The organism is Sphingomonas sp. P4_D12 (assembly GCF_056401895.1).
Map to the genome: position 1 here is coordinate 189288 of NZ_JBFUIL010000001.1, position 19507 is coordinate 208794.

Annotated in this window: 23 protein-coding genes; 17 read left to right on the top strand and 6 right to left on the bottom strand. The window is 65.1% G+C overall.

Going from position 1 to position 19507, the window contains the following annotated elements:
* Window positions 1-179: 179 nt before the first annotated feature.
* A complete protein-coding gene (locus AC1DSD_RS00900; protein WP_478027738.1) occupies window positions 180-641 on the bottom strand; it encodes a DUF5990 family protein in 462 nt (153 codons plus the stop codon).
* The gene (locus AC1DSD_RS00905; RefSeq protein WP_478027739.1) at window positions 631-2301 is read right to left on the bottom strand and encodes an ankyrin repeat domain-containing protein; all 1671 of its coding nucleotides are present in this window, start codon (window positions 2299-2301) and stop codon (window positions 631-633) included. The genes AC1DSD_RS00900 and AC1DSD_RS00905 overlap by 11 nt, the downstream gene beginning before the upstream one ends.
* Window positions 2302-2664: 363 nt before the next feature.
* On the opposite strand from AC1DSD_RS00905, the gene AC1DSD_RS00910 reads away from it, so the two are divergent.
* Window positions 2665-3534 (top strand): hypothetical protein, encoded by an 870-nt coding sequence (locus AC1DSD_RS00910; RefSeq protein ID WP_478027740.1) that lies wholly within the window; start codon window positions 2665-2667, stop codon window positions 3532-3534.
* A gap of 77 nt (window positions 3535-3611) precedes the next feature.
* Here AC1DSD_RS00910 and AC1DSD_RS00915 read toward each other — a convergent pair whose 3' ends face one another.
* The gene (locus tag AC1DSD_RS00915; RefSeq protein WP_478027741.1) at window positions 3612-3974 is read right to left on the bottom strand and encodes a hypothetical protein; all 363 of its coding nucleotides are present in this window, start codon (window positions 3972-3974) and stop codon (window positions 3612-3614) included.
* 232 nt (window positions 3975-4206) lie between these two features.
* Window positions 4207-4890, bottom strand: coding sequence for a RadC family protein (gene radC, locus AC1DSD_RS00920; RefSeq protein ID WP_066827535.1), 684 nt, complete (start codon window positions 4888-4890; stop codon window positions 4207-4209).
* Window positions 4891-4985: 95 nt separating this feature from the next.
* Between radC and AC1DSD_RS00925 the strand changes: the two genes are divergently transcribed.
* The 12 genes from AC1DSD_RS00925 to AC1DSD_RS00980 all read left to right on the top strand — a co-directional run bounded on the left by AC1DSD_RS00925 (window position 4986) and on the right by AC1DSD_RS00980 (window position 14551).
* Window positions 4986-8123, top strand: a complete 3138-nt coding sequence (locus AC1DSD_RS00925; protein ID WP_478027742.1) for an intermembrane phospholipid transport protein YdbH family protein — start codon at window positions 4986-4988, stop codon at window positions 8121-8123.
* A 47-nt stretch (window positions 8124-8170) separates the two neighbouring features.
* Complete coding sequence (locus AC1DSD_RS00930) at window positions 8171-8353, top strand: YnbE family lipoprotein (protein ID WP_478028232.1); 183 nt, start codon at window positions 8171-8173, stop codon at window positions 8351-8353.
* A gap of 14 nt (window positions 8354-8367) precedes the next feature.
* Window positions 8368-8739 (top strand): YdbL family probable chaperone protein, encoded by a 372-nt coding sequence (locus tag AC1DSD_RS00935; protein WP_478027743.1) that lies wholly within the window; start codon window positions 8368-8370, stop codon window positions 8737-8739.
* 43 nt (window positions 8740-8782) lie between these two features.
* The gene (locus AC1DSD_RS00940) at window positions 8783-9040 is read left to right on the top strand and encodes an AtpZ/AtpI family protein (RefSeq protein WP_478027744.1); all 258 of its coding nucleotides are present in this window, start codon (window positions 8783-8785) and stop codon (window positions 9038-9040) included.
* On the top strand, window positions 9037-9822 hold the full coding sequence (locus AC1DSD_RS00945; RefSeq protein ID WP_478028233.1) for a F0F1 ATP synthase subunit A: 786 nt from the start codon (window positions 9037-9039) through the stop codon (window positions 9820-9822). The genes AC1DSD_RS00940 and AC1DSD_RS00945 overlap by 4 nt, the downstream gene beginning before the upstream one ends.
* 58 nt (window positions 9823-9880) lie before the next feature.
* Complete coding sequence (locus AC1DSD_RS00950) at window positions 9881-10093, top strand: F0F1 ATP synthase subunit C (protein ID WP_066586696.1); 213 nt, start codon at window positions 9881-9883, stop codon at window positions 10091-10093.
* Between the two features lie 21 nt (window positions 10094-10114).
* Window positions 10115-10609 carry a F0F1 ATP synthase subunit B family protein gene (locus AC1DSD_RS00955; RefSeq protein WP_478027745.1) on the top strand — a complete coding sequence of 165 codons (495 nt, stop codon included), beginning with the start codon at window positions 10115-10117 and terminating at the stop codon, window positions 10607-10609.
* Complete coding sequence (locus AC1DSD_RS00960; RefSeq protein ID WP_478027746.1) at window positions 10602-11156, top strand: F0F1 ATP synthase subunit B family protein; 555 nt, start codon at window positions 10602-10604, stop codon at window positions 11154-11156. Before AC1DSD_RS00955 ends, AC1DSD_RS00960 begins: the two co-directional genes overlap by 8 nt.
* Before the next feature lie 219 nt (window positions 11157-11375).
* A complete protein-coding gene (locus tag AC1DSD_RS00965) occupies window positions 11376-11675 on the top strand; it encodes a chorismate mutase (protein WP_478027747.1) in 300 nt (99 codons plus the stop codon).
* A gap of 73 nt (window positions 11676-11748) precedes the next feature.
* Window positions 11749-12075, top strand: coding sequence for a hypothetical protein (locus tag AC1DSD_RS00970; RefSeq protein WP_478027748.1), 327 nt, complete (start codon window positions 11749-11751; stop codon window positions 12073-12075).
* A 44-nt stretch (window positions 12076-12119) separates the two neighbouring features.
* On the top strand, window positions 12120-14039 hold the full coding sequence (gene uvrC / locus AC1DSD_RS00975) for an excinuclease ABC subunit UvrC (protein ID WP_478027749.1): 1920 nt from the start codon (window positions 12120-12122) through the stop codon (window positions 14037-14039).
* An 89-nt stretch (window positions 14040-14128) separates the two neighbouring features.
* The gene (locus AC1DSD_RS00980; protein ID WP_478027750.1) at window positions 14129-14551 is read left to right on the top strand and encodes an endonuclease domain-containing protein; all 423 of its coding nucleotides are present in this window, start codon (window positions 14129-14131) and stop codon (window positions 14549-14551) included.
* Between the two features lie 22 nt (window positions 14552-14573).
* Here the strand turns inward: AC1DSD_RS00980 and AC1DSD_RS00985 are convergent, their stop codons facing one another.
* Window positions 14574-15479: an SDR family oxidoreductase gene (locus AC1DSD_RS00985; protein WP_478027751.1), complete on the bottom strand. Its 906-nt coding sequence runs from the start codon at window positions 15477-15479 to the stop codon at window positions 14574-14576.
* A 105-nt stretch (window positions 15480-15584) separates the two neighbouring features.
* Here AC1DSD_RS00985 and AC1DSD_RS00990 point away from each other — a divergent pair, with 105 nt between their 5' ends.
* The gene (locus AC1DSD_RS00990; RefSeq protein WP_478027752.1) at window positions 15585-16421 is read left to right on the top strand and encodes a helix-turn-helix transcriptional regulator; all 837 of its coding nucleotides are present in this window, start codon (window positions 15585-15587) and stop codon (window positions 16419-16421) included.
* A gap of 8 nt (window positions 16422-16429) precedes the next feature.
* Here the strand turns inward: AC1DSD_RS00990 and AC1DSD_RS00995 are convergent, their stop codons facing one another.
* Window positions 16430-16852, bottom strand: a complete 423-nt coding sequence (locus AC1DSD_RS00995; protein ID WP_478027753.1) for a MarR family winged helix-turn-helix transcriptional regulator — start codon at window positions 16850-16852, stop codon at window positions 16430-16432.
* Window positions 16853-16993: 141 nt separating this feature from the next.
* On the opposite strand from AC1DSD_RS00995, the gene AC1DSD_RS01000 reads away from it, so the two are divergent.
* The 3 genes from AC1DSD_RS01000 to AC1DSD_RS01010 all read left to right on the top strand — a co-directional run bounded on the left by AC1DSD_RS01000 (window position 16994) and on the right by AC1DSD_RS01010 (window position 19484).
* Complete coding sequence (locus AC1DSD_RS01000) at window positions 16994-17422, top strand: organic hydroperoxide resistance protein (RefSeq protein ID WP_478027754.1); 429 nt, start codon at window positions 16994-16996, stop codon at window positions 17420-17422.
* Window positions 17423-17625: 203 nt separating this feature from the next.
* Window positions 17626-18570 (top strand): polysaccharide deacetylase family protein, encoded by a 945-nt coding sequence (locus AC1DSD_RS01005; protein WP_478027755.1) that lies wholly within the window; start codon window positions 17626-17628, stop codon window positions 18568-18570.
* On the top strand, window positions 18567-19484 hold the full coding sequence (locus AC1DSD_RS01010; RefSeq protein ID WP_478027756.1) for a GNAT family N-acetyltransferase: 918 nt from the start codon (window positions 18567-18569) through the stop codon (window positions 19482-19484). Before AC1DSD_RS01005 ends, AC1DSD_RS01010 begins: the two co-directional genes overlap by 4 nt.
* Window positions 19485-19507: the final 23 nt, after the last annotated feature.

Here is a 19507-nt window from a genome sequence, read left to right on the forward strand (position 1 = left end):
GCTGGCGTCGGCCCAATTGTTCGCACGCAAGATCGGGATGGCCGGTGACTGCCTAACGCCCGGACCCCGCGAACATTATTCGATCAAGGATACCGCGGACACCTGGGTGGTCGAAGTCGAACCCCCACCAAGACCAGGACCAGTGCTGCGTCTGACCATCAGCAAGGACAAATTCAAAGTCATCCGGGCGCAAAAGATCGCCTAGCCACCCAGCCCGGCGGCAGGATCGGCACGGTGGCACAAGCGGGGCTGCCGTCGCGCGCGGTGCCGTTGAAATGCGCGGTCAGGCGCTCGCCCGGCGCCAGCGCCTCGATCTTTTGCCAGCCAATCGCGCCGAGCGGCACCTTGGCGCGCCGCTGCCAAAGCGAGCCGATCTGGCCGGCGCTTGCACCGATATTGAGATAGACGAACCGCGCGGTCGGCGGTCCCTGGACGAACGGCCCGAGCAAGCGCGGCCCGCCGGCGGCAGTGCTGCCGTCCAGCGTGACGTCGAGCTCGAACACGAGCGCGTCGGCCGAGCGATGAACCGGCCCGACCAACGTCGCCTTGCCGCTGGCGCCGCGCTGAAGCGCCAGCGCGACACCCGGCACGGGTCGGTCGACCACGATACGCAGCGGCAGTGCCGATCGTTCAGCCGTCATGACGCCAGCCCTCCATCAAATCCGCCGCTTCGTCGAGATCGCGCCGCCGCGCCGCGTCGATCGCGGTCTGGCCGCTTTTGTTGCGTGTCCGCGGATCGGCGCCATGACGCAGCAGGATGCGCGCGACCTCGACCGCTTTGTCCTCGTCATCGGGCAGGAAGAAAAGCGGCGTCGGGGTATCTTTGTTCACCCGCACCCGATTGGCGAGATCGGGATCGGCGCTCAGCACGGCAGCGAGCCGCTCGGTCAGGCCGAGATGGACCAGCGGCCACATATCGCGGCTCAACGGTGCGAGCAGATCCACCATCTGCGGTTGCTCGAGCACGACTGCCCAACTGAGCGGCGTCCCGTTCCATTTGCGCTCGCGGCGATCGATCTCGGCACCCGCGGCGATCAACAGATTCGCCGCCTCCAGCGATCCCGACTGCACCGCGCGGTGTAGCGGGCTGATCCCCTCATGATCGCCTCCGCCGACATCGGCACCCAGCGATAGCAGCAACGCGATGGCGGGCGCATTGCCGAACTCGGCGGCCGCTAGCAGCAGGGCGGGATTGGTCACCAATTGCGGGTCGCCCGCGAGCAGCGCTCGCGCGCTCGCTTCGTCACCGCGCAGGCATGCGGCCCGGAACGCCTGCGCGCCGCTCAGCGCCACGCGCGCCGCGCCATGACGCTCGAGCAAGGCGGCCATGTCGACGAACCCGGAAAGCTGCGCGAGCGCATGGACCGGCTGGCCGGTATAGGCATGCGGCGTATCGGCGTTGGCGCCCCGCTCGAGCAGCCATTCGGCGCGCTCCAGATGGTTCTGCCCGACCGCATTGCCGAGCAGATAGTCGAGCGGGTTGAGCGGCCGGTTCCCGCCGATGCGATAGCTGACCGCATCGTGCCAGGGCTCGGTCACCCCTTGCGCCTCGCAATGCCGCCACAGCAGATCGTACCAATAGACGTCCGAGCCGACGATCGAGATGTTGTAGAGCGCCTGCGTGTCGAACGGCGACGCGCCGGCGCTGACCAGCAACTCGACCAACTCGGTTGCCTGGGGATGGCTCGATTTGGCGCCTTCGCCCAGGCCGATCGCGCCGGTCACCAGCGTGAAGGAATTGTCCCAGCCATCGTTGAACGAGAAGTTCGGATCCGCGCCCGCCGCCAGCAACAGCCGCGCGATCGCCATGCCGTTCGTGGGATCGAGCCGGCCGTAAGCGACATAAGCGAGCGCGGTCCAATTCTTCGGGCCGCCCGCCGCGAGTGCGGCACCGGGATCGCGCGCCAATCGCCGCTCGACCTCGTCGATATCGCCGCACGTAGCGGCAGTGAACACGCTGTCGCGAGCGATGACAGGGTGGCGATCGACGATCCGTCGCGCGACCGCCGGGTCGCCATCCCAGCCGTGCAGCAAGACCTGGTCGAGCCGTTCGGTATAGCTTTGGCGATCGAGCGCGAGATCGGCGATCGCCGCCTTGAGCGCGACCCAGCTTTCGTAGCCATATTCGAGCGCGAGCGCTTGGTGCACGTCGCGCAGTCCGGGATCGCCGGACGGTTTCGCGCCGGCGTCGCGCAGCTGCGCGATCGCGGTTTCATCGCCCGCGCGAATGGCTTTCAGCCAGCGCTTGGCGTCCTTGCGGAGAGTATCGAGATTGGTCTTGGGCGTGAGTGTACGACGCATCGGAAACCTTCCTTCCAAATGCCAGACGTCCGCTTACGAAAGGCCGGAAGAAGGGTTCGTAAGTATCGTTCTTAGCTGGATGGGAGAAGCTCCCTTGCCGCGGACAGGTGGCGCTCCAGATGCGCTCTGGGCGGGATTATCGGGGATGGTGGGGGTGGTGTCAACGGAGGGCCGTATCGGCAATTAGTGCTTTTGGTGAACGGTCACCAAAACGCGGACATTAGCCCAACCCTCGTCGATTGAATCCGCGTTCGTAGATTAGTCACGGATCAGCATTGCGGGGTGTTTGCTGGCCAAATATTTGCGCAAAGTCCTTGGGCATCTGGAATTGCCGGACGCGCTGGGGGTGCCTAAGTTCCGCGTATGGCAGACACAGACGAACAGGCTGAACTGAAAGCGCAAACGCAGGTCCACGATCAAGGGCGGGAAGCGGCAATCGACTTGCTGCTTAATAAGGGGCTCTACTCATTCGTCAGCACAGACGATCCAGTTGGTGCTGAGGTCGAACGGCAGATTACGAATGCGCGGATCGGGACGTTCGATTGTTTTTGTATCGGGTGTAAGCAGGTTACGCCATTTATCGTGGCGACAATAGTCGCCCAGACGACAGGCGGAGGATTGCGCGGAATAGCCCGAGTCCAAAATCCGCCGCACATCTACGGGTTGCGTTCAGTGTGTCAGCGCTGTGTGGGCATTTACCTCTACGCTTTCCGCAAGGTCGGACACCGCTTCATCAAGATCGGTCAGCATCCGTCGATGGCGGACATTTCGTTCGGCGAGTTGAAGGACATTGAAAAAGGGTTGGACGAGCTCGATCGCAAAGAGCTTGGGACGGCCCTAGGGCTATTCGCGCACGATGCCGCGTCAGGCGCCTTCACCTACCTGCGGCGCGTTTTCGAGCGAATGATCCGGCGCGCTTACGAGCGTCTCGGCGAGGAGGGAAACAAGCCGGCTGATTATGATAGCTTGCGCTGGGACGAGAAGATCGAAGCCTTGAAGGACAGCCTCCCGGATTTGGTGGTGCAGAACAAGAAGGTGTTCTCCTTGCTGAGCAAGGGCATTCACGAACTTACTGACGAACATTGCAAACTCATGTTCCCGGTCGTGAAGTTGGTCATCTTCCAGATGCTTGAGCAGGAGGAACACAAACGGAAAAAGGCGGTGGCTGCAAAGGAGACCGCCGCTGCCCTCAGGGCGCTGCTCGCTGACCATGCGGCCAATGACGGCGGCTAGTCGTAGAAAGCATTAAAGCTCGAATTACGTGACAGTAAATACACCAAATATGATGAACACTGCCGTCGGGATAATACCTAAGATCTATTTTCTACAGACAATTGTGTATTCATCGAACTTAAAGCGTCAATTAGCTTTCTATCGATATTCAGCGTATGCCATGCATTGGCATGCATCCGTACAACTATCCATGATTGGCTTGGCATTTTGCCGTCGGGAAAATTCAATCTCGACTTCATGTCGTAAACTGCCGATTCGATCTCTGCCTGATCAAATTCATCCGAACTATATATTTGAAAATCAAAATTGATTCGGCCATCTTTCAACTGAAACGGGGCGCTCACCTCGTAGCCTGCATTTTCAATCGCGCGGGTGTACGCAGCAGTATCCTGCTGAGCGTAAAACCAAGCCCTAACGACTAGGGTCACAGGAGAGATCATTGTTCGCTCACCCTCTTGGATTGCGGCGACAGTCTAATAAATGCCAGGCCAGAATTGCTGTGACAGTTTACTAAATACACCAAACTATCGGACGCGATTCTTCCAAGCTCCAAATAGCTTCTGGAGAATAAGGCCGGTGAGCATGCCGCCGAGAAATAGCGCTCCGCCGATCAATCCGGCCTGTACGTCATGACCCATGCCGACCTCCTCCACCTCGGTAACCGCGGCCCCTTCAAATCAGCCCCTGACCCCGCAAACTAACAAACCCCTTCGTCCCCACGATGATATGATCGTGTACCGCGATCCCCATCTTCTTCCCCGCCTCGACCACCGCACGCGTCAAGTCGATGTCCGCGCGGCTCGGCGAGGGATCGCCAGAGGGGTGGTTGTGGACCAGGATGATCGACGCGGACTTGAGGTCGATCGCGCGTCGGATGACTTCGCGGACATAGACGGGCGCCTCGTCGATCGAGCCTTCGTTCATCAGCTCGTCGCGGATCAGCATGTTGCGGGTGTTTAAATGGAGCACGCGGACGCGCTCATTGCCGTGATGCGCCATGTCGGCGCGGAGGTAATCGAGCACCGCTTGCCAGTTGGACAGTAACGGCTTCTCCGCCACCTCCGCCTTCAGCAGCCGCAGCGCGGTCGCCTGCGCGATCTTGAGCGCGGCGACCGAGGTTTCGCCCATGCCCTTGACCCGCGCCAGTTCCTCGGGCGCGGCGGTCAGCAGGCCGGCGATCCCGCCGAACTCGCGCAGCAAGGCATAAGCCAGCGGCTTGGTGTCGCGCCGCGGGATGGCGAGCGCGAGCAGATATTCGATCAATTCATGGTCGAGCAGGCCGTCGGCATCGGCGAGCAGCCGTTGCCGCAATCGCGCGCGGTGACCAAGATGATCCGGTTCCGGAACGTCCCCCATCTGTCACGGGTTAATCGGCGATCCGGGGCGACGCAATTGCCCCGGTGCCGTTGCGGCGTGTAGCGTGGTGGTCAATGACAACAAGCAAGGGCCCGATGACCGAGAGCGAGCCGGATATTGCCCGCCCGTCGCGCGCCCGTCGCATCCGGTTTCGGCTCGGCGTCGCCCTGGCGGTGTTGCTGGTCGTGCTCGCCGGACTGTGGCTGGTGCGCAAGCCGGTCGCCGAGCATTTCATCGACGATGCCTTGTCGCAGGCAAAGGTGCCGGCGCGCTATACGATCGAGGACCTTGCGCTCGGCCATCAGCGCCTCACCAATATCGTCATCGGTGATCCCGCTCACCCCGACCTCATCGCCGATTGGGTGGAAGTGCAGACCTCGGTCGATTTCGGCGGCGCGCATGTCACCGGGGTCCGCGCCGGGCATGTGCGGACGCGCGCGCGGATCGTTGACGGTGCACTGTCGCTGGGGGCGCTCGACCGGCTGATTCCCAAGGGGGCAGGCGGCGCCTTTCGACTGCCCGCGATCCAGCTCGACCTTCAGGACGGCCGGATGCGGTTGGAAGCGCCGCAGGGTGTGGTGGGCCTGAAGGCGTCAGGCAGCGGTCGGCTCGACGGCGGGTTTCAGGGACAAGTGGCAGCGATCAGCGCGCGGATCGCGAGCGGCGCCTGCGCTGCGGACAAGGCAGTCGCCGCGCTCAGGATCGATATCCGCTCGGACGCGATCCATCTCCGCGGCCCGATGCGCGCGGGCGAAGCGGGCTGCAATGGCAACGGCGCGACCCGGTTTCGCGCCGATATCGACGCGGCGGTCGCGCAGACGTTCGATCGCTGGAATGGCCATGCCAATCTCGCCGCCGATCGCGTGACCGCGCCGTCGCTGAACGCCGAAGCGATCGCCGGATCGCTCGGCTTTGCCGGTACCGCGCGCGGCATACAGGGGAGTGTGAGGCTCGCCGCGGACCGGCTGACCAGCGGTGGCATTGCCGGTCAGGCGGCGGCGATCGACGGCGCTTATCGCTATGCCGATGCAAAAAGCGCGTTCACCGGCAAGGCGCAGCTGGGACGTGCCGCCTTGCCCGACGCGATCCGCGCCAACTTCCGGTCATGGGGATCGTCCGGCGCGGGCACGCCGCTCGCGCCGCTGGCTGCCCAACTTGCCCGCGCTATCGACGATGCGTCGCGCGAATTCGCCTTGTCCGCCGAATTGTCGGCGGCAACCGATGGCGGGCGAGGTGCGGTCAAGCTCTCCCGCCTGCTCGCTGTCGCCGATAGCGGCGCGAGCGTCACGCTGACCAGCCGCGACGGCGCGCAGATCGTCTGGCCCAACGGTGGCGTCATCCTGCGCGGCGATCTGGTTGCCGGCGGCGGCGGATTGCCCGATCTCAGCGCGCATCTCGATCAGCAGCGCGCCGGCGCGCCGATTACCGGCACCGCGACGATGGAGCCCTACGAGGCCGGCAATGCGCGCCTCGCGCTCGCGCCGGTCCGGTTCAGCGCCGGGCTCGACGGGCGGACGCGGATCGAGAGCGAAGCGACTTTATCCGGCCCGCTGCCCGGCGGCGCGGTGGACGGGCTGCGGCTGCCGCTGCTCGCGCAATGGGATGGTCGCGGGAGCCTGGCGGTCAATCCGGCCTGCGCGCCGGTGGCGATCGCGCGGCTGCGCCTCTCCGGATTGGATGCGCGCGAGTTCCGGACGCAGCTTTGCCCGGTCGACGGCGCGATGCTGCGGATCGCGGGCGGACGGATCGGCGGCGGCGCGGTGGCGCGAGACCTTCGGCTCAACGGTGCACTTGGCAGCAATCCGCTTGCGCTCGCTGTAGCCCAGGCGACCTTGCGGCTCGGCGACCGCCAATTCGTCCTCGATCGCCTGGCGGTGCGGCTCGGCGCGCCTGAGCGACTGACCCGGCTCGATATCGCGACGCTCGACGGCAGCTTCGGCCAATCGATCGGCGGCAAGTTCGACGATGCCGGCGGCCAAATCGGCGCGGTGCCGCTGATCCTGTCGCAAGCGGCGGGGACGTGGCGGATGGAGAACGGGCGGTTGCTGGTCGGCGGCGCGCTGACGGTGGCGGATGCCGCGCACGATCCGCGCTTCAGGCAGTTGGCTGGCCGCGACGTGTCGCTGACGCTCGCCGACAATCGCCTCGCCGCGACCGGCAAGCTGACCACGACCAACGGTGCGGTGAAGGTCGCCGACGTCGCGATCGCCCACGATTTGTCGAGCGGTTCGGGCTCGGCCGATATCGACGTCACTGGACTGACCTTCACCAAGTCCTTCCAGCCCGAAGCGCTGACGCCGGTGACCGAAGGCGTGATCGCCGATGTCGCGGGCACGGTGACTGGCCACGGCCATATCGCCTGGACCCCGCAGGCGGTGACCAGCAATGGCGTGTTCCGCACGCAGAACGCCAATCTTGCCGCCGCTTTCGGCCCGGTCGCCGGCCTGTCGGGCGAAATCCGCTTCACCGATTTGCTGGGGATGGTGTCCGCACCCGATCAGGTCGCGACGGTCAAGACGATCGATACCGGCATCACCGTCAGTGACGGAGTGGTCCATTATCAGTTGCTCGGCCCGCAGCGCATCCAGGTCACCGACGCGCGCTGGCCGTTTGCCGGCGGGCGGCTCGATCTCGCCCCGACCTTGCTCGATTTCGCTGATCCCGGCGGCCGGCATTTGACCTTCCGCCTGACGGCGGTCGATGCCGCGCAATTCCTGCAGCAATTCAACTTCAAGAATCTGAATGCGACCGGCGTGTTCGACGGCACGCTGCCGATGATTTTCGACATCACCGGCGGGCGGATCGAAAAGGGCGAATTGCACGTGCGCCCCGGCGGCGGCACCTTGGCTTATGTCGGTCAGGTCACCAAGGAGGATGTCGGCGTGTGGGGCAATCTGGCGTTCCAGGCCCTGAAGTCGCTGCGCTATCGCAACCTCGATTTGACCTTGAACGGCCCGCTGGCGGGGGAAGTCATCACCGAAGCGCATTTCGCGGGTGTCAGTCAGGGGGAGGGGACCAAGTCCAACTTCCTGATCCGCCGGTTGCAGCGGCTGCCATTCGTGTTCAACGTCAAGATCCGCGCGCCTTTCCGCTCGCTGCTCGATTCGGCGCAGAGCTTCTACGACCCCACGCTGCTGATAAAGCGCAACCTGCCCGCGCTGATCCGCGAGCAGAACAAGATCCAGCCGGGTGTGCGACCCGTTCAGCCTCCCGCAAGCGAGACCAAGCCATGATACGATTAGGATTGACGATGGAGCGATTGAGCCTGACCACCAGGAAGATGCGACGGATGGTATTGATCGGCGCGACCTGCGCCACCGGATTGCTCGGCGGTTGCGTCAACGTGACCGCGCCGGACAAGCCGATCGAGATCAATCTGAACATCAACATCACCCAGCAAGTGGTGTATAAACTGGACGGCCAGGCCAAGGCGCTGATCGACGAGAATCCGGGAATATTCTGATGATGAAACGCACCATGACTGCTTCCGCCCTGCTGCTGGGCACCCTGATCGCGATCGCGCTGCCGGCGACGGCGCAGGAGCGCGACCCCGCTTATGCTGCGGCGCGCGCCGCGGGACAGATCGGCGAACTGCCCGATGGCTATATCGGCGCGGTCGGTGCCCCGACCAAGGACCTGTCCGCGCTGGTCAACAAGATCAACATCCAGCGCAAGGCGGTCTATACCCAGAAGAGCGCGGCGAGCGGGTCGACGGTCGAGGAAATGGCGTTCACCACCGGGTGCAACCTGATCCTCAAGACCGCGCCGGGCGAGAAATATCGCGATCCCGCGGGTAATTGGCAGACGCGCACTGCCGCCGCGCCGAAGCGCGATCCGCGCTGCATCTAGAGTATCGCGCGGAAAAGTGGGTACCGGTTTTCCGCAAACAGCGATGCGATCACAAATAACTGGAGCGGAGTGCCTGATTCAGGCGCGTTCGGGCGCCGGGCCGCAACCTTCCAAGGGGTACGGCCAGGGCTCGCGCGTCCTGATGGAACTGATCGGCGCCCCGCTCGGCGGCGGCATCGTCGGTTGGGCGCTCGATTACTGGCTCGGCACCAGCCCCTGGCTGCTGCTGACCTTCCTCGCGCTCGCGATCATCGTCGCGTTCCGCAATATCTACCGCATTTCTAAGGAGCGAGCCGAATAATGGCCGGCGACATCAACCCGATGGAACAGTTCGAGGTCGGTCACCTGATCGATCTCAAGCTTTTCGGCTACGACGTCTCGTTCACCAACTCGGCGCTGTTCATGGTCGTCGTGTTCGTGCTGCTCGCCGTCTTCATGGCAGGCGGGCTGAAGCGTCAGCTGATCCCCGGCCGCTGGCAAGTCGCGGCCGAAAGCGCGGTGTCGTTCATCGATTCGATGGTCAATGTGAACATTGGCAAGGGCGGCAAGAAGTTCGCGCCGTACGTGTTCTCGCTGTTCTTCTTCATCCTGTTCGCCAATCTGGTCGGCGTGCTGCCGCTGGCGATCATCCCGCATCTCCATACCTTCGCCGTCACCAGCCACATCACGGTGACCGCGGTGCTGGCGTTCTTCTCGTTCGGGATCGTGCTGGCGGTCGGCTTCTGGAAGCATGGCCTGAAATTCTTCTCGCTGTTCGTGCCGCACGGCGCGCCTTTGGTGCTGCTGCCGGTGATCGTCCCGGTCGAGCTGATCTCGTTCCTGGTGCGCCCGTTCTCGCTGGGTCTGCGGCTGTTCGTCGCGATGACCGCGGGGCACATCCTGCTCGAAGTGTTCGGCAGTTTCGCGGTCCAGGGGCTCAATGCCGGCCTCAGCGGCAGCCCGATCGGCTTCGTCGTGTGGATCGGCAGCTTCCTGATGATCCTGGGCGTTTCGGCGCTCGAACTGCTGGTCTGCGCGATCCAGGCCTATGTGTTCGCGCTGCTCACCTCGCTGTATCTCCACGACGCGGTGCACCTGCACTAAGTCCCGTTTTCAATGCTGTAGATTATTCTGGGAGTTTAAAATGACTGATCATGGTTTGATGTACATCGGTGCCGGCCTCGCGGCGATCGGCGTCGGCGCGGCTGCGCTCGGCGTGGGCAACGTGTTCGGCTCGTTCCTCGAAGGCGCGCTGCGCAACCCGTCGGCCGCCGACGGCCAGCAGGGCCGCCTGTTCATCGGCTTCGCGGCCGCCGAGCTTCTGGGTCTGATCGCGTTCGTCGTCGCGATCCTGATCCTGTTCGTCGTCAAGTAAGCAGCAAAACGAGCGCTTCCGATGCCTCAGATATCCCAAGCAGCCTCCATCTACGCGTCGCAGCTGTTCTGGCTCGCGATCGTGTTCGCGGCGGTCTATTTCGGGATCGGCCGGGCGATGGTGCCGAAGATCGAGCGGACGATCGACGATCGTAACGCTCGCGTCTCGGCCGACATCGCCGCGGCGGAGGAAGCGCGCGACACCGCGCGCGCAGCCGAGGAAGGCTATACCGCCAGCCTCGACAGCGCGCGCAGCCAGGCCCTGAAGCTGGTCGGCGAGGCCAAGGCGAAAGCCACCGCATCGACCGAACAGGCGATCAAGGCAGGCAATGCCGACCAGGAAAAGGCGCTGGCCGAGGCCACCGCGCGCATCAATACGGCCAAGGCGACCGCGTTCGCCGGGATCGAGGATGCCACGGTGGATGCGGTCGAGGCGATCGTCGCCAAGCTGTCGGGCGTCACGCCCGACCGCGCGACGGTGGCGGCACGAGTGAAAGCGGAACTGGCCAATGGCTAATCTCCAGGCGACCACGCTGGCCAAGGAAACCGGCACCACCGAGCTTCACCATGAGCCGTCGGCATTGGGCTTGACCCCGCCGGCCTGGGTGGCGCTGGCGATGCTGTGCGTGATCGGCATCATGCTCTGGCAGAAAGTGCCGGCGCTGATCGGCCGCATCCTGGACGGCAAGATCGCGACGATCCGCCAGCAACTCGATGAGGCCGCCGCGTTGCGCGCCGAGGCCGAGGCATTGCTTGTCGAAGCGAAGAAGCGCGATGCGTCGTCGGCGTCCGACGCCGCGGCGATCGTCGCGCATGCCAAACAGGAAGCCGCCGCTCTAGTCGCCAAGGCGCAAACCGACGCGACCGAATTGGTCGCGCGCCGCGGCAAGATGGCCGAGGACAAGATCGGCGCCGCCGAGCGCGCCGCGGTCGCCGAGGTTCGTGCCAAGGCCGCCGATGTCGCGACCCGCGCCGCCACGTCGATCATCGCCGACAGCCATGGCGCCGCCGCCGACGCCAAGCTGGTCGACAAGACCATCGCCGGTTTGTCGCGGATCAACTGAGCTTTCCCGGCCCGTTAAGACGGGCTGCGATACTTCCACCTCCGTCGTCATCCCGGCCTTGTGCCGGGATCCAAGGTGCCACAAGCCCTGGACGAGAGGCTCCAGCTTCCAGCTCGCGGCCCGTCGGATCCCGGCACAGGGCCGGGATGACGGAGGAAGAGTGGCGCGGTCATCCCGAACCATTGCCGCTGACTGCCTTACCCCTTAGGGGACGCCGTCATGATTTCCCCCGAAGACTGCCAGACGATGACCGACGTCCGTGCCGGCGTCGATGCGGTGGACCGTCAGATCGTCGACCTGCTGGCGATCCGGTTCCGCTTCATGACCGCTGCCGCGCGGATCAAGCAAGATCGCGGCACGGTCCGCGACGAAGGCCGCAAGGCGCAAGTCATCGCCAACGCCAAAGCCGCCGCCGAAACCGCGGGCGTGCCGTCCCAGCTCGTCGGCGACTTGTGGGAACGGCTGGTCGAAGGCTCGATCGCCTATGAATTCGATCGCTGGGATCAGCATCGCGCCTGATGGCAGGGTGGCTGCCATAATTCCGACGCCAATCGCCGCCACACCGGCCCAACCTTTAGGGGAGAACGAAAACATGATGTCGCTGATCGCTATCGCTCTGCTCGCCGGTCAGACCGCGCCGGCTCCTACCGCTACGCCCGCGCCCGCGCCGGTCGCGCCCGCGGCCGCTGCTCCGGCCGCCGCCGGCAAGTTCACCCTCGACACTCCGATCGAGACGATCGAAGCCGACGCCAAGGCCAAGGAAGTGCTCACTGCCGATCTCGGCGGCGACGTCTCGCAGCATCCGATGTATGAGAGCTTCAAGTCGATGAGCCTCAACCAGGTCGCGCCGATGTCGGGTGGCAAGATCACCGACGACGTGCTCAAGAAGATCGCCACCGACCTCGCCGCGATCCAGTAACATGGGGTAGCTTCACGCCCGGCGAGTCCCTAGATTCGCCGGGCATGTCCGACCCCAATTCGCCGACCCGATTCAACGAAGACAAAGCCACCTACACCGTCCGCGGCGGTGGTGAGGTGCCCGACCTTGCGGCGGGCGTCGCGGCGATCCGCAATGTGCTGAAGACCTTGCCCGCTCGCCCGGGCGTCTATCGCATGCAGGATGCGCGCGGCGATGTGCTCTATGTCGGCAAGGCGCGCGCGCTCAAGAACCGGGTCACCAATTACACCCAGGTCGACCGCCTGCCCAAACGCCTGCAGCGGATGGTCGCGCAGACGCGATCGATGACGATCGTCACGACCAATAACGAGGCTGAGGCGCTGCTGCTCGAAGCGCAGCTGATCAAGCGTTTCCGTCCCGCCTACAATGTGCTGTTGCGCGACGACAAAAGCTTCCCGTTCATCCTGCTGCGCGCCGACCACGACTTTCCGCGCATCCAGAAGCATCGCGGTGCGCGCCGCGCCAAGGGCAATTATTACGGCCCGTTCGCCAGCGCCGGGTCGGTCAACAACACGCTCAACGCGCTGCAGAAACTGTTCCTGCTGCGCTCGTGCACCGACGGTTTCTTCAAGACCCGCGACCGGCCGTGCCTGCTCTATCAGATCAAGCGCTGCTCGGCGCCGTGCGTCGGGCGGATCGGGGTCGAGGAATATGCCGAGCTGGTCGGCGACGCGAAGGACTTCCTGGCGGGCAAGTCGACCAAGGTGCAGACCAAGCTCGGTGCGCAGATGACGGCTGCCGCCGAAGCGATGGATTTCGAGCTCGCCGCGGTGCTGCGCGACCGGTTGAAGGCGCTGACCTTCATCCAGGGGACGCAGGCGATCAATGCCGAAGGGGTCGGGGACGCCGACGTGTTCGCGCTCGCCTGCCGCGACGGCGTGATGGGCATCCAGGCCTTCTTCATCCGCGGCGGGCAGAATTGGGGGCACCGCAGCTTTTTCCCGGCGCATACCAACGAGGTGCCCGAGGATGAGGTGCTGACCAGCTTCCTCACCCAATTCTACGAGGAAGTGCCGCCTGCGCGGAACGTATTGCTCGACCGCGAGCTGGCGGAAGGCGCGCTGCTGAGCGAGGCGCTCGCCGAGCGCGCGGGCTACAAGGTCGCCCTGTCGGTACCGCAACGTGGCGACCGCCGCCGACTGATGGAACAGGCCAAGCGCAACGCGGTGGAAGCGCTCGATCGGCGGCTGGCGGAAAGCACGACCCAGGCGAAATTGCTGCGCGAAGTCGCCGATCTGTTCGAGCTGGCCGAGCCGCCCAACCGCATCGAAATCTACGACAACAGTCATATCCAGGGGACCAATGCGCTCGGCGCGATGGTCGTCGCCGGGCCGGAGGGCTTCCGCAAGGGCCAGTATCGCAAGTTCAACATCAAGCATGCCGCGACCGACGACGATTTCGCGATGATGCGCGAAGTGTTCGGCCGCCGCTTTGCGCGCGCGCAGGCGGAGGATCCCGACCGCGATGCCGGCGACTGGCCCGATCTCGTGCTGATCGACGGCGGCCGCGGGCAATTGAACGCGGCCAAAGGCGTGCTCGAGGAAATGGGGATCGAGGACGTCTGCCTGGTCGGCGTTGCCAAGGGGCCGCATCACGGCCGCGACGGGCGCGAGGTCTTCCACCTGATGGATGGCCGCGAGTTGATGCTGCCGGTCAATTCGCCGGTGCTGTTCTACCTCCAGCGGCTTCGCGATGAGGTCCACCGTTTCGCGATCGGCGCCCACCGCGCCAAACGCGCCAAGGCGATCGGCGCGTCACCGCTTGACGAGGTTCCGGGCATCGGTCCGGCGCGCAAGAAGGCATTGCTGATGCACTTCGGCACCGCGCGGTCGGTGCGAGGGGCGAGTCTCGACGATCTCAAGAAGACGCCGGGCGTGTCGGCTGCGGTCGCGCAACAGGTCTATGACTTTTACCATTCGCGGTAGAGGCGGCTCGCCCTACTAAACTCCCCTCCCTGAAAGGGAGGGGATGGGGGTGGGTTGGCGCGCGCAGCGCGCCACGATACGCTTGCCACATGCGCCGCCGTATCGATCCAGAGCTGACGCGAAGAGCGCGCGAATTGCGCAACAATCCCACGCCGGCTGAATTCGCGATCTGGCATCGCGTTTCGCGGCACCGGCCGGCTTTGACCCGGCAACTCGTCGTTGCGCCGTTCATCATCGATCTGGCGTGCCGTGGCGCTCGGTTGGCCGTCGAGTTCGACGGCAGTCAGCACATCGATCGCGTGCCTTATGATGAGAGGCGGTCGGTATATCTCAGGCGCCGAGGCTGGACCGTCATTCGCCTGTGGAATTCCGACGTGCTGGCTAATCCCGACGGAGCCGCCGAGTATATTCTGTTGCAGGCCGCCGAGTGCCTCGGCGGCACCCACCCCCAGCCCCTCCCTTGCAGGGAGGGGAGAATCCGGGTGCCACGTACGCGTAGTGCTGAACGATGAGTGTGAAGCAGTTTGTCCTGTCTCAGCCGGCCGTCGCAACCTTAGAATAATCCATCCGCTTCAGGTCCTCGATCAGTCCGGGCCCGGTCGGCGCCCACCCGAGCAGCTCGCGCGTTTTGGCGCTGGACGCAGGAAGGTCGAGTCCGGCGAACATCGCGAGCCAGCCGAAATGCGTCGGCGCTTCATCGGGAGTCAGCGAAATGACGGGCAGGTTCAGGCCCGCGCCAACGACCTCGGCGATGTCGCGGACCGGGATGCCTTCTTCGGCCACGGCGTTATAGCGCGCGCCGGGCGCCGACCGCTCGACCGCGAGGACATAGAGCTTTGCCACATCGAGCACATGCGCCGCGGGCCAGCGGTTGGTACCCTCGCCGATATAGGCGACAACACCCTTCGCCTTCGAAAGGTCAATGAAGGGCGAAACCAGACCCTGTTTCACGGTGTCATGGACCTGCGGCAGGCGCATCGAGACGATGTTCACGCCCGCATCGAGCAATGCCTGACCCGCCAGTTCCGACGCGGCACGCGGGTTGGGGTGGTTCCGGTTCAGCACGTCCTCGGTCGCCGGCCCGCCCGACTCGGGATTGCCGATGCCGGTGCCCGAGGTGATCAGCAGCGGTCGGTTCGATCCCTTGAGCGCCGCGCCCATCGCCTCGATGACGCGGCGGTCCTTCTCGCAATTCGCCACGAAGTTCGAGAAATCGTGATCGAACGCGGTGTGGATCACCGCGTCGGCCTGGTCCGCGCCGGCGCGGAGCGTGTCGGGCTGTTCCAGATCGCCCCGATGGACTTGCGCGCCGGCCGCTTCGAGCGTGCGCGCGCCGGCATCGGATCGCGACAGGCCAAGGACCTCATGCCCCGCCGCGAGCAACTCGGGAACGATGCGAGAGCCGATGAAGCCGGTGGCGCCGGTGAGGAAGACACGCATGGAACAGCCTTTCGATATTGTTCGATGGGCTATGTCGGGTTATCCTTCATCCTGTAAAAGTAGTGACCTTATCATGGTATAATCATCAACAGGATCGCCCAGCTCATGCCCGCCGAACCCGCCAATCCGCTCGGCACCTTCCTGCGCGATCGCCGTACCCGGCTCGATCCGGCGGCGTTCGGCTTCGGGGGAGGCCGTCGCCGCACTCCGGGTCTGCGCCGTGAGGAAGTCGCGCAGCGCGCCAATATCAGCCCGACCTGGTACACCTGGCTCGAACAGGGCAGGGGAGGCGCGCCGTCCGCCGACGTGCTCAACCGCATTGCGGCCGGGCTGATGCTGACCGAGCCGGAGCGCGAGCATCTCTTCATGCTCGGCCTCGGCCGCCCGCCCGAGGCGCGATACCGCGGCGCCGAGGGCGTGACGCCGCGGCTGCAGCGCGTGCTCGACGCCTTGTCGCCGAGTCCCACGCTGATCAAGACCGCGACCTGGGACGTGGTGGCGTGGAACGACGCGGCGGCGGCATTGCTGACCGATTATGCAAAGCTACCGCCGGATCGGCGCAATATTCTGCGGATGATGTTTTCCGACGAACGGGTGCAGGCGGCGCAGGACGATTGGCTGAGTGTGGCGCGGTTCGTGGTGGCGTCCTTCCGCGCCGACGCGGCGCGCGCCGGGGCGGGCGCGGAGATCGCGCAGTTGGTCGACGAGCTGTCGCAGACCAGCCCCCAATTCGCGGCTCTTTGGCGGGCCAACGACGTCGTCGGCCATGCGGAAGGTGTGAAGCGCATCCGGCATCCCAAAATCGGGCTTATCGAACTGGAATTCTCGATCTTCGCGGTCGACGGGCGCCCGGACCTGGGAATGATCGTCTACAATCCTGTCACGTCAGAGGGTGCGGACCGCATCCGATCGCTGATGTCCGCTCGATCGGGTGATGCGTAGCCAGGGCATCATAGCCCGGCATAGACCCGATCGCGAAAATCCTTCACGCGCGCGTTCAGGTCGATGATCCCGGCCACGGGCGCACCCGATGCCTCGACTAGCCGCTCGGCCAGGCACCCCGCTTCCGACCTCAGCTTCTCGCCCTCCGGCGTCGTTTCGATCAGCACTTCGCGTTCGTTCTTGGGGTTGCGCGTCCGCGTCACCAGCCCAGCCGCCTCCAGCCGCTTGAGCAACGGGGTCAGCGTGCTCGATTCGAGCGCGAGCTTGTCGGCCAATCCGCCGACATTCTGCCGCCCGTCATGCCATAACAGGTTTAGCACCAGGAATTGCGGATAGGTAATCCCCATGCGGTCGAGCAGCGGCTTGTACGCACGCTGCACCGCCATGCTCGCCGAATAGAGCGCGTAGCAGAGCTGGTCATCGAGCTTCATCACATCCATCGGTCGCGTCCGCCGTTAAATTTCTTTGCAGACGTATATCGCGATAAGTTTTATCTTGACAAGGGCAGGCCCGGCGCTATTTCGGCCATCGCGACAATAGTTATCGCGATATATATGTAAGGAGCCTCAGTCATGGACATTCTCTACCGCACCAGCGCCACCGTAACCGGCGGCCGCACCGGCCATGGCCGCAGCGAAGACGGCTTGCTCGACGTCGAGCTGCAGACCGCCAAGGAACTCGGCGGCGCCGGCGGCGGCACCAATCCCGAGCAATTGTTCGGTGTCGGCTATGCCGCGTGCTTCCTCGGCGCGCTCCGCTTCGTCGCCGGCCAGCGCAAGATCCGCATCGCCGATGAGGCGACCGTCACCGCCAGCGTCGGCATCGGCAAACGCGACGATGGCCGCGGCTTCGGACTCGACGTGGCGCTCGCGGTCGACCTGCCGGGGATCGATGCCGACACCGCGCGGGAATTGGTCGACGCCGCGCACATCGTCTGCCCCTATTCGGAAGCGACTCGCGGCAATCTCGCGGTCCGGCTTTCGGTCGTCGAGCACGCCTGAGGCTGCGAATGAGGGTGAAGCTCGGTCAGCCCCTCCCCTTCAGGGGAGGGGTTGGGGTGGGGTAGTGCGGCAGGCGACACTCTCTGCGAGGCATCCCCCACCCCCAACCCCTCCCCTGAAGGGGAGGGGCTAGTAACAGCCGCCGCCTGGCGGATTGGCAAAATCTTCACCGTCTGCCGCTATTTCCCGGCGGCGTGACAGCCGTGTTCCTCACCATCGATACCGAGCTGATGTGGCGCCATCACGCCGCTGGCTGCGACCTTGCGACCCAAATCGCGCGCTCGCTCGAACCCGCCGGCGTGGGCATCCGCTATCAGCTCGATATGCTTGGCCGCCACGGCCTCAAGGGCACGTTCTTCGTCGACCCGATGCCGACCATGGTGTTCGGGCTCGACGCGATCCGCCCAGTGGTTGAAACGATCCTCGCAGCGGGGCAGGAGGTGCAACTGCACATGCACCCCAATTGGGCGGGCGCGAGAGCGGACGATGCCGGCAAGAGCTCGGGCCGGTTCGAGCTGATCGATTACAATCTCGACGAACAACGCGCGCTGATCGCGGGCGCGCGCGACTTGCTCAAGGCATGCGGCGCGTCCGATCCGGTCGCCTTCCGCGCCGGCAGCTATGCCGCCAATGACGACACGCTGGTCGCGCTCGCCGAGCTCGGCTTCCGCTACGACAGCAGCCATAATGGCGCCGACGCGCCGTGGCCCAGCCAGATCGGTCTGCCGCAGCGCCAGATCGCCCCCGTCGCGTACAATGGCGTGACCGAGGTCCCGGTGACGGTGATCGAGGACGTGCCGGGCAATCTGCGCCATTTCCAGATCTGCGCGTTGTCGCTGGGCGAGATGCGCGCCGCGCTCGATCATGCGGTGGCCGAGGAGCATGAGGCGGTGACCGTCGTCAGCCACGGCTTCGAGCTCGCCAATCGCGCCGGCACGCGCGCCAACGGCGTCCATGTCGCGCGGTTCGAAGGATTGTGCGCAATGCTCGCCGACGCGCGATCGACGCTGCCGACCACCTGGTTCCGCGACTTGCCCGACTTCGCCAGTGCGAGTCAGGCGACTCCGCTCGCCCCCAACATGCTGCGCACGCGCTGGCGCCAGGCCGAGCAACTCTGGTCGAACCTGGTCGAGGAACGCGCGGCGTGAGCACGGCGCGCCCGCTGCCGCTCAAATTCCAGATCGGCGCGCGCACGCTCGGCGCGATCCGCCGCGACCTCGTTCGCGTGCCGCTCAGCCTCGACGACGCGATCGATGGGGACCTGCCCGATCTGCCGGCGCTCGATCCGACCGCTGACGGCTATCTCGTCACCTCGCTCGCCGAGCACCACCGCCATGCGCTCGCCTATGCGGCCAGCCCGGCGATCGCCTTCACGCGGCAGCGCTACACGCGCCGCTACGCCGACCTGACGATCGGGTTTCAGGCCTATCTCGATTGCCTGTCGTCGAACACGCGCTCGGGCATCAAGCGCAAGGCGAAGAAGGTCGCCGCCGCCTCGGGCGGTACGCTCGACATACGCCGCTTCGCGACTCCCGCCGAATTGCGCGAGTTCCACGAGGTCGCCCGCCGCCTCGCGCTCGCCACCTATCAGGAAAAGCTGATGGGTGCGGGCCTGCCCGACACGCCCGATTTCCTCCAGCGCATGTACGTCATGGCGGCGGAGGGCAATGTCCGCGCCTGGCTATTGTATGTCGGCGGTGAGCCTGCCGCTTATCTCTATTGTCCCGTCCATGACGGCACCGTGATCTACGAATATGTCGGCCACGATCCGCGGTTCGGCGATCTGTCGGTCGGCGCCGTCCTCCAGGTCGAGGCGTTGCGCGACCTGTTCGCCGACCCCGCCTGCCGCCGCTTCGACTTCACCGAGGGAGACGGCCAGCACAAGCGCCAGTTCGCCACCGGCGGCATCGATTGCTGCGACCTGCTGCTGCTGCGCCCGACCCTGGCCAATCGCCTTGCCGTCGCCGCCCTGGCGGGGTTCGACGGCACCATGGCGCTGGCCAAGACGGGTGTGGAGCGGCTGGGGTTGCAGGATTTGGCGAAGAAGGTCCGCCGCGCTTGAGTGGAGATGGACTCCGCTGAGTC

What these genes read in the sequence shown, in the direction of transcription:
- AC1DSD_RS00900 (WP_478027738.1), bottom strand. Translation starts at nt 641, where the DNA reads ATGACGGCTGAACGATCGGCACTGCCGCTGCGTATCGTGGTCGACCGA.
- AC1DSD_RS00905 (WP_478027739.1), bottom strand. Translation starts at nt 2,301, where the DNA reads ATGCGTCGTACACTCACGCCCAAGACCAATCTCGATACTCTCCGCAAG.
- AC1DSD_RS00910 (WP_478027740.1), top strand. Translation starts at nt 2,665, where the DNA reads ATGGCAGACACAGACGAACAGGCTGAACTGAAAGCGCAAACGCAGGTC.
- AC1DSD_RS00915 (WP_478027741.1), bottom strand. Translation starts at nt 3,974, where the DNA reads ATGATCTCTCCTGTGACCCTAGTCGTTAGGGCTTGGTTTTACGCTCAG.
- radC (WP_066827535.1), bottom strand. Translation starts at nt 4,890, where the DNA reads ATGGGGGACGTTCCGGAACCGGATCATCTTGGTCACCGCGCGCGATTG.
- AC1DSD_RS00925 (WP_478027742.1), top strand. Translation starts at nt 4,986, where the DNA reads ATGACCGAGAGCGAGCCGGATATTGCCCGCCCGTCGCGCGCCCGTCGC.
- AC1DSD_RS00930 (WP_478028232.1), top strand. Translation starts at nt 8,171, where the DNA reads ATGCGACGGATGGTATTGATCGGCGCGACCTGCGCCACCGGATTGCTC.
- AC1DSD_RS00935 (WP_478027743.1), top strand. Translation starts at nt 8,368, where the DNA reads ATGACTGCTTCCGCCCTGCTGCTGGGCACCCTGATCGCGATCGCGCTG.
- AC1DSD_RS00940 (WP_478027744.1), top strand. Translation starts at nt 8,783, where the DNA reads ATGCGATCACAAATAACTGGAGCGGAGTGCCTGATTCAGGCGCGTTCG.
- AC1DSD_RS00950 (WP_066586696.1), top strand. Translation starts at nt 9,881, where the DNA reads ATGTACATCGGTGCCGGCCTCGCGGCGATCGGCGTCGGCGCGGCTGCG.
- AC1DSD_RS00955 (WP_478027745.1), top strand. Translation starts at nt 10,115, where the DNA reads ATGCCTCAGATATCCCAAGCAGCCTCCATCTACGCGTCGCAGCTGTTC.
- AC1DSD_RS00960 (WP_478027746.1), top strand. Translation starts at nt 10,602, where the DNA reads ATGGCTAATCTCCAGGCGACCACGCTGGCCAAGGAAACCGGCACCACC.
- AC1DSD_RS00965 (WP_478027747.1), top strand. Translation starts at nt 11,376, where the DNA reads ATGATTTCCCCCGAAGACTGCCAGACGATGACCGACGTCCGTGCCGGC.
- AC1DSD_RS00970 (WP_478027748.1), top strand. Translation starts at nt 11,749, where the DNA reads ATGATGTCGCTGATCGCTATCGCTCTGCTCGCCGGTCAGACCGCGCCG.
- uvrC (WP_478027749.1), top strand. Translation starts at nt 12,120, where the DNA reads ATGTCCGACCCCAATTCGCCGACCCGATTCAACGAAGACAAAGCCACC.
- AC1DSD_RS00980 (WP_478027750.1), top strand. Translation starts at nt 14,129, where the DNA reads ATGCGCCGCCGTATCGATCCAGAGCTGACGCGAAGAGCGCGCGAATTG.
- AC1DSD_RS00985 (WP_478027751.1), bottom strand. Translation starts at nt 15,479, where the DNA reads ATGCGTGTCTTCCTCACCGGCGCCACCGGCTTCATCGGCTCTCGCATC.
- AC1DSD_RS00990 (WP_478027752.1), top strand. Translation starts at nt 15,585, where the DNA reads ATGCCCGCCGAACCCGCCAATCCGCTCGGCACCTTCCTGCGCGATCGC.
- AC1DSD_RS00995 (WP_478027753.1), bottom strand. Translation starts at nt 16,852, where the DNA reads ATGAAGCTCGATGACCAGCTCTGCTACGCGCTCTATTCGGCGAGCATG.
- AC1DSD_RS01000 (WP_478027754.1), top strand. Translation starts at nt 16,994, where the DNA reads ATGGACATTCTCTACCGCACCAGCGCCACCGTAACCGGCGGCCGCACC.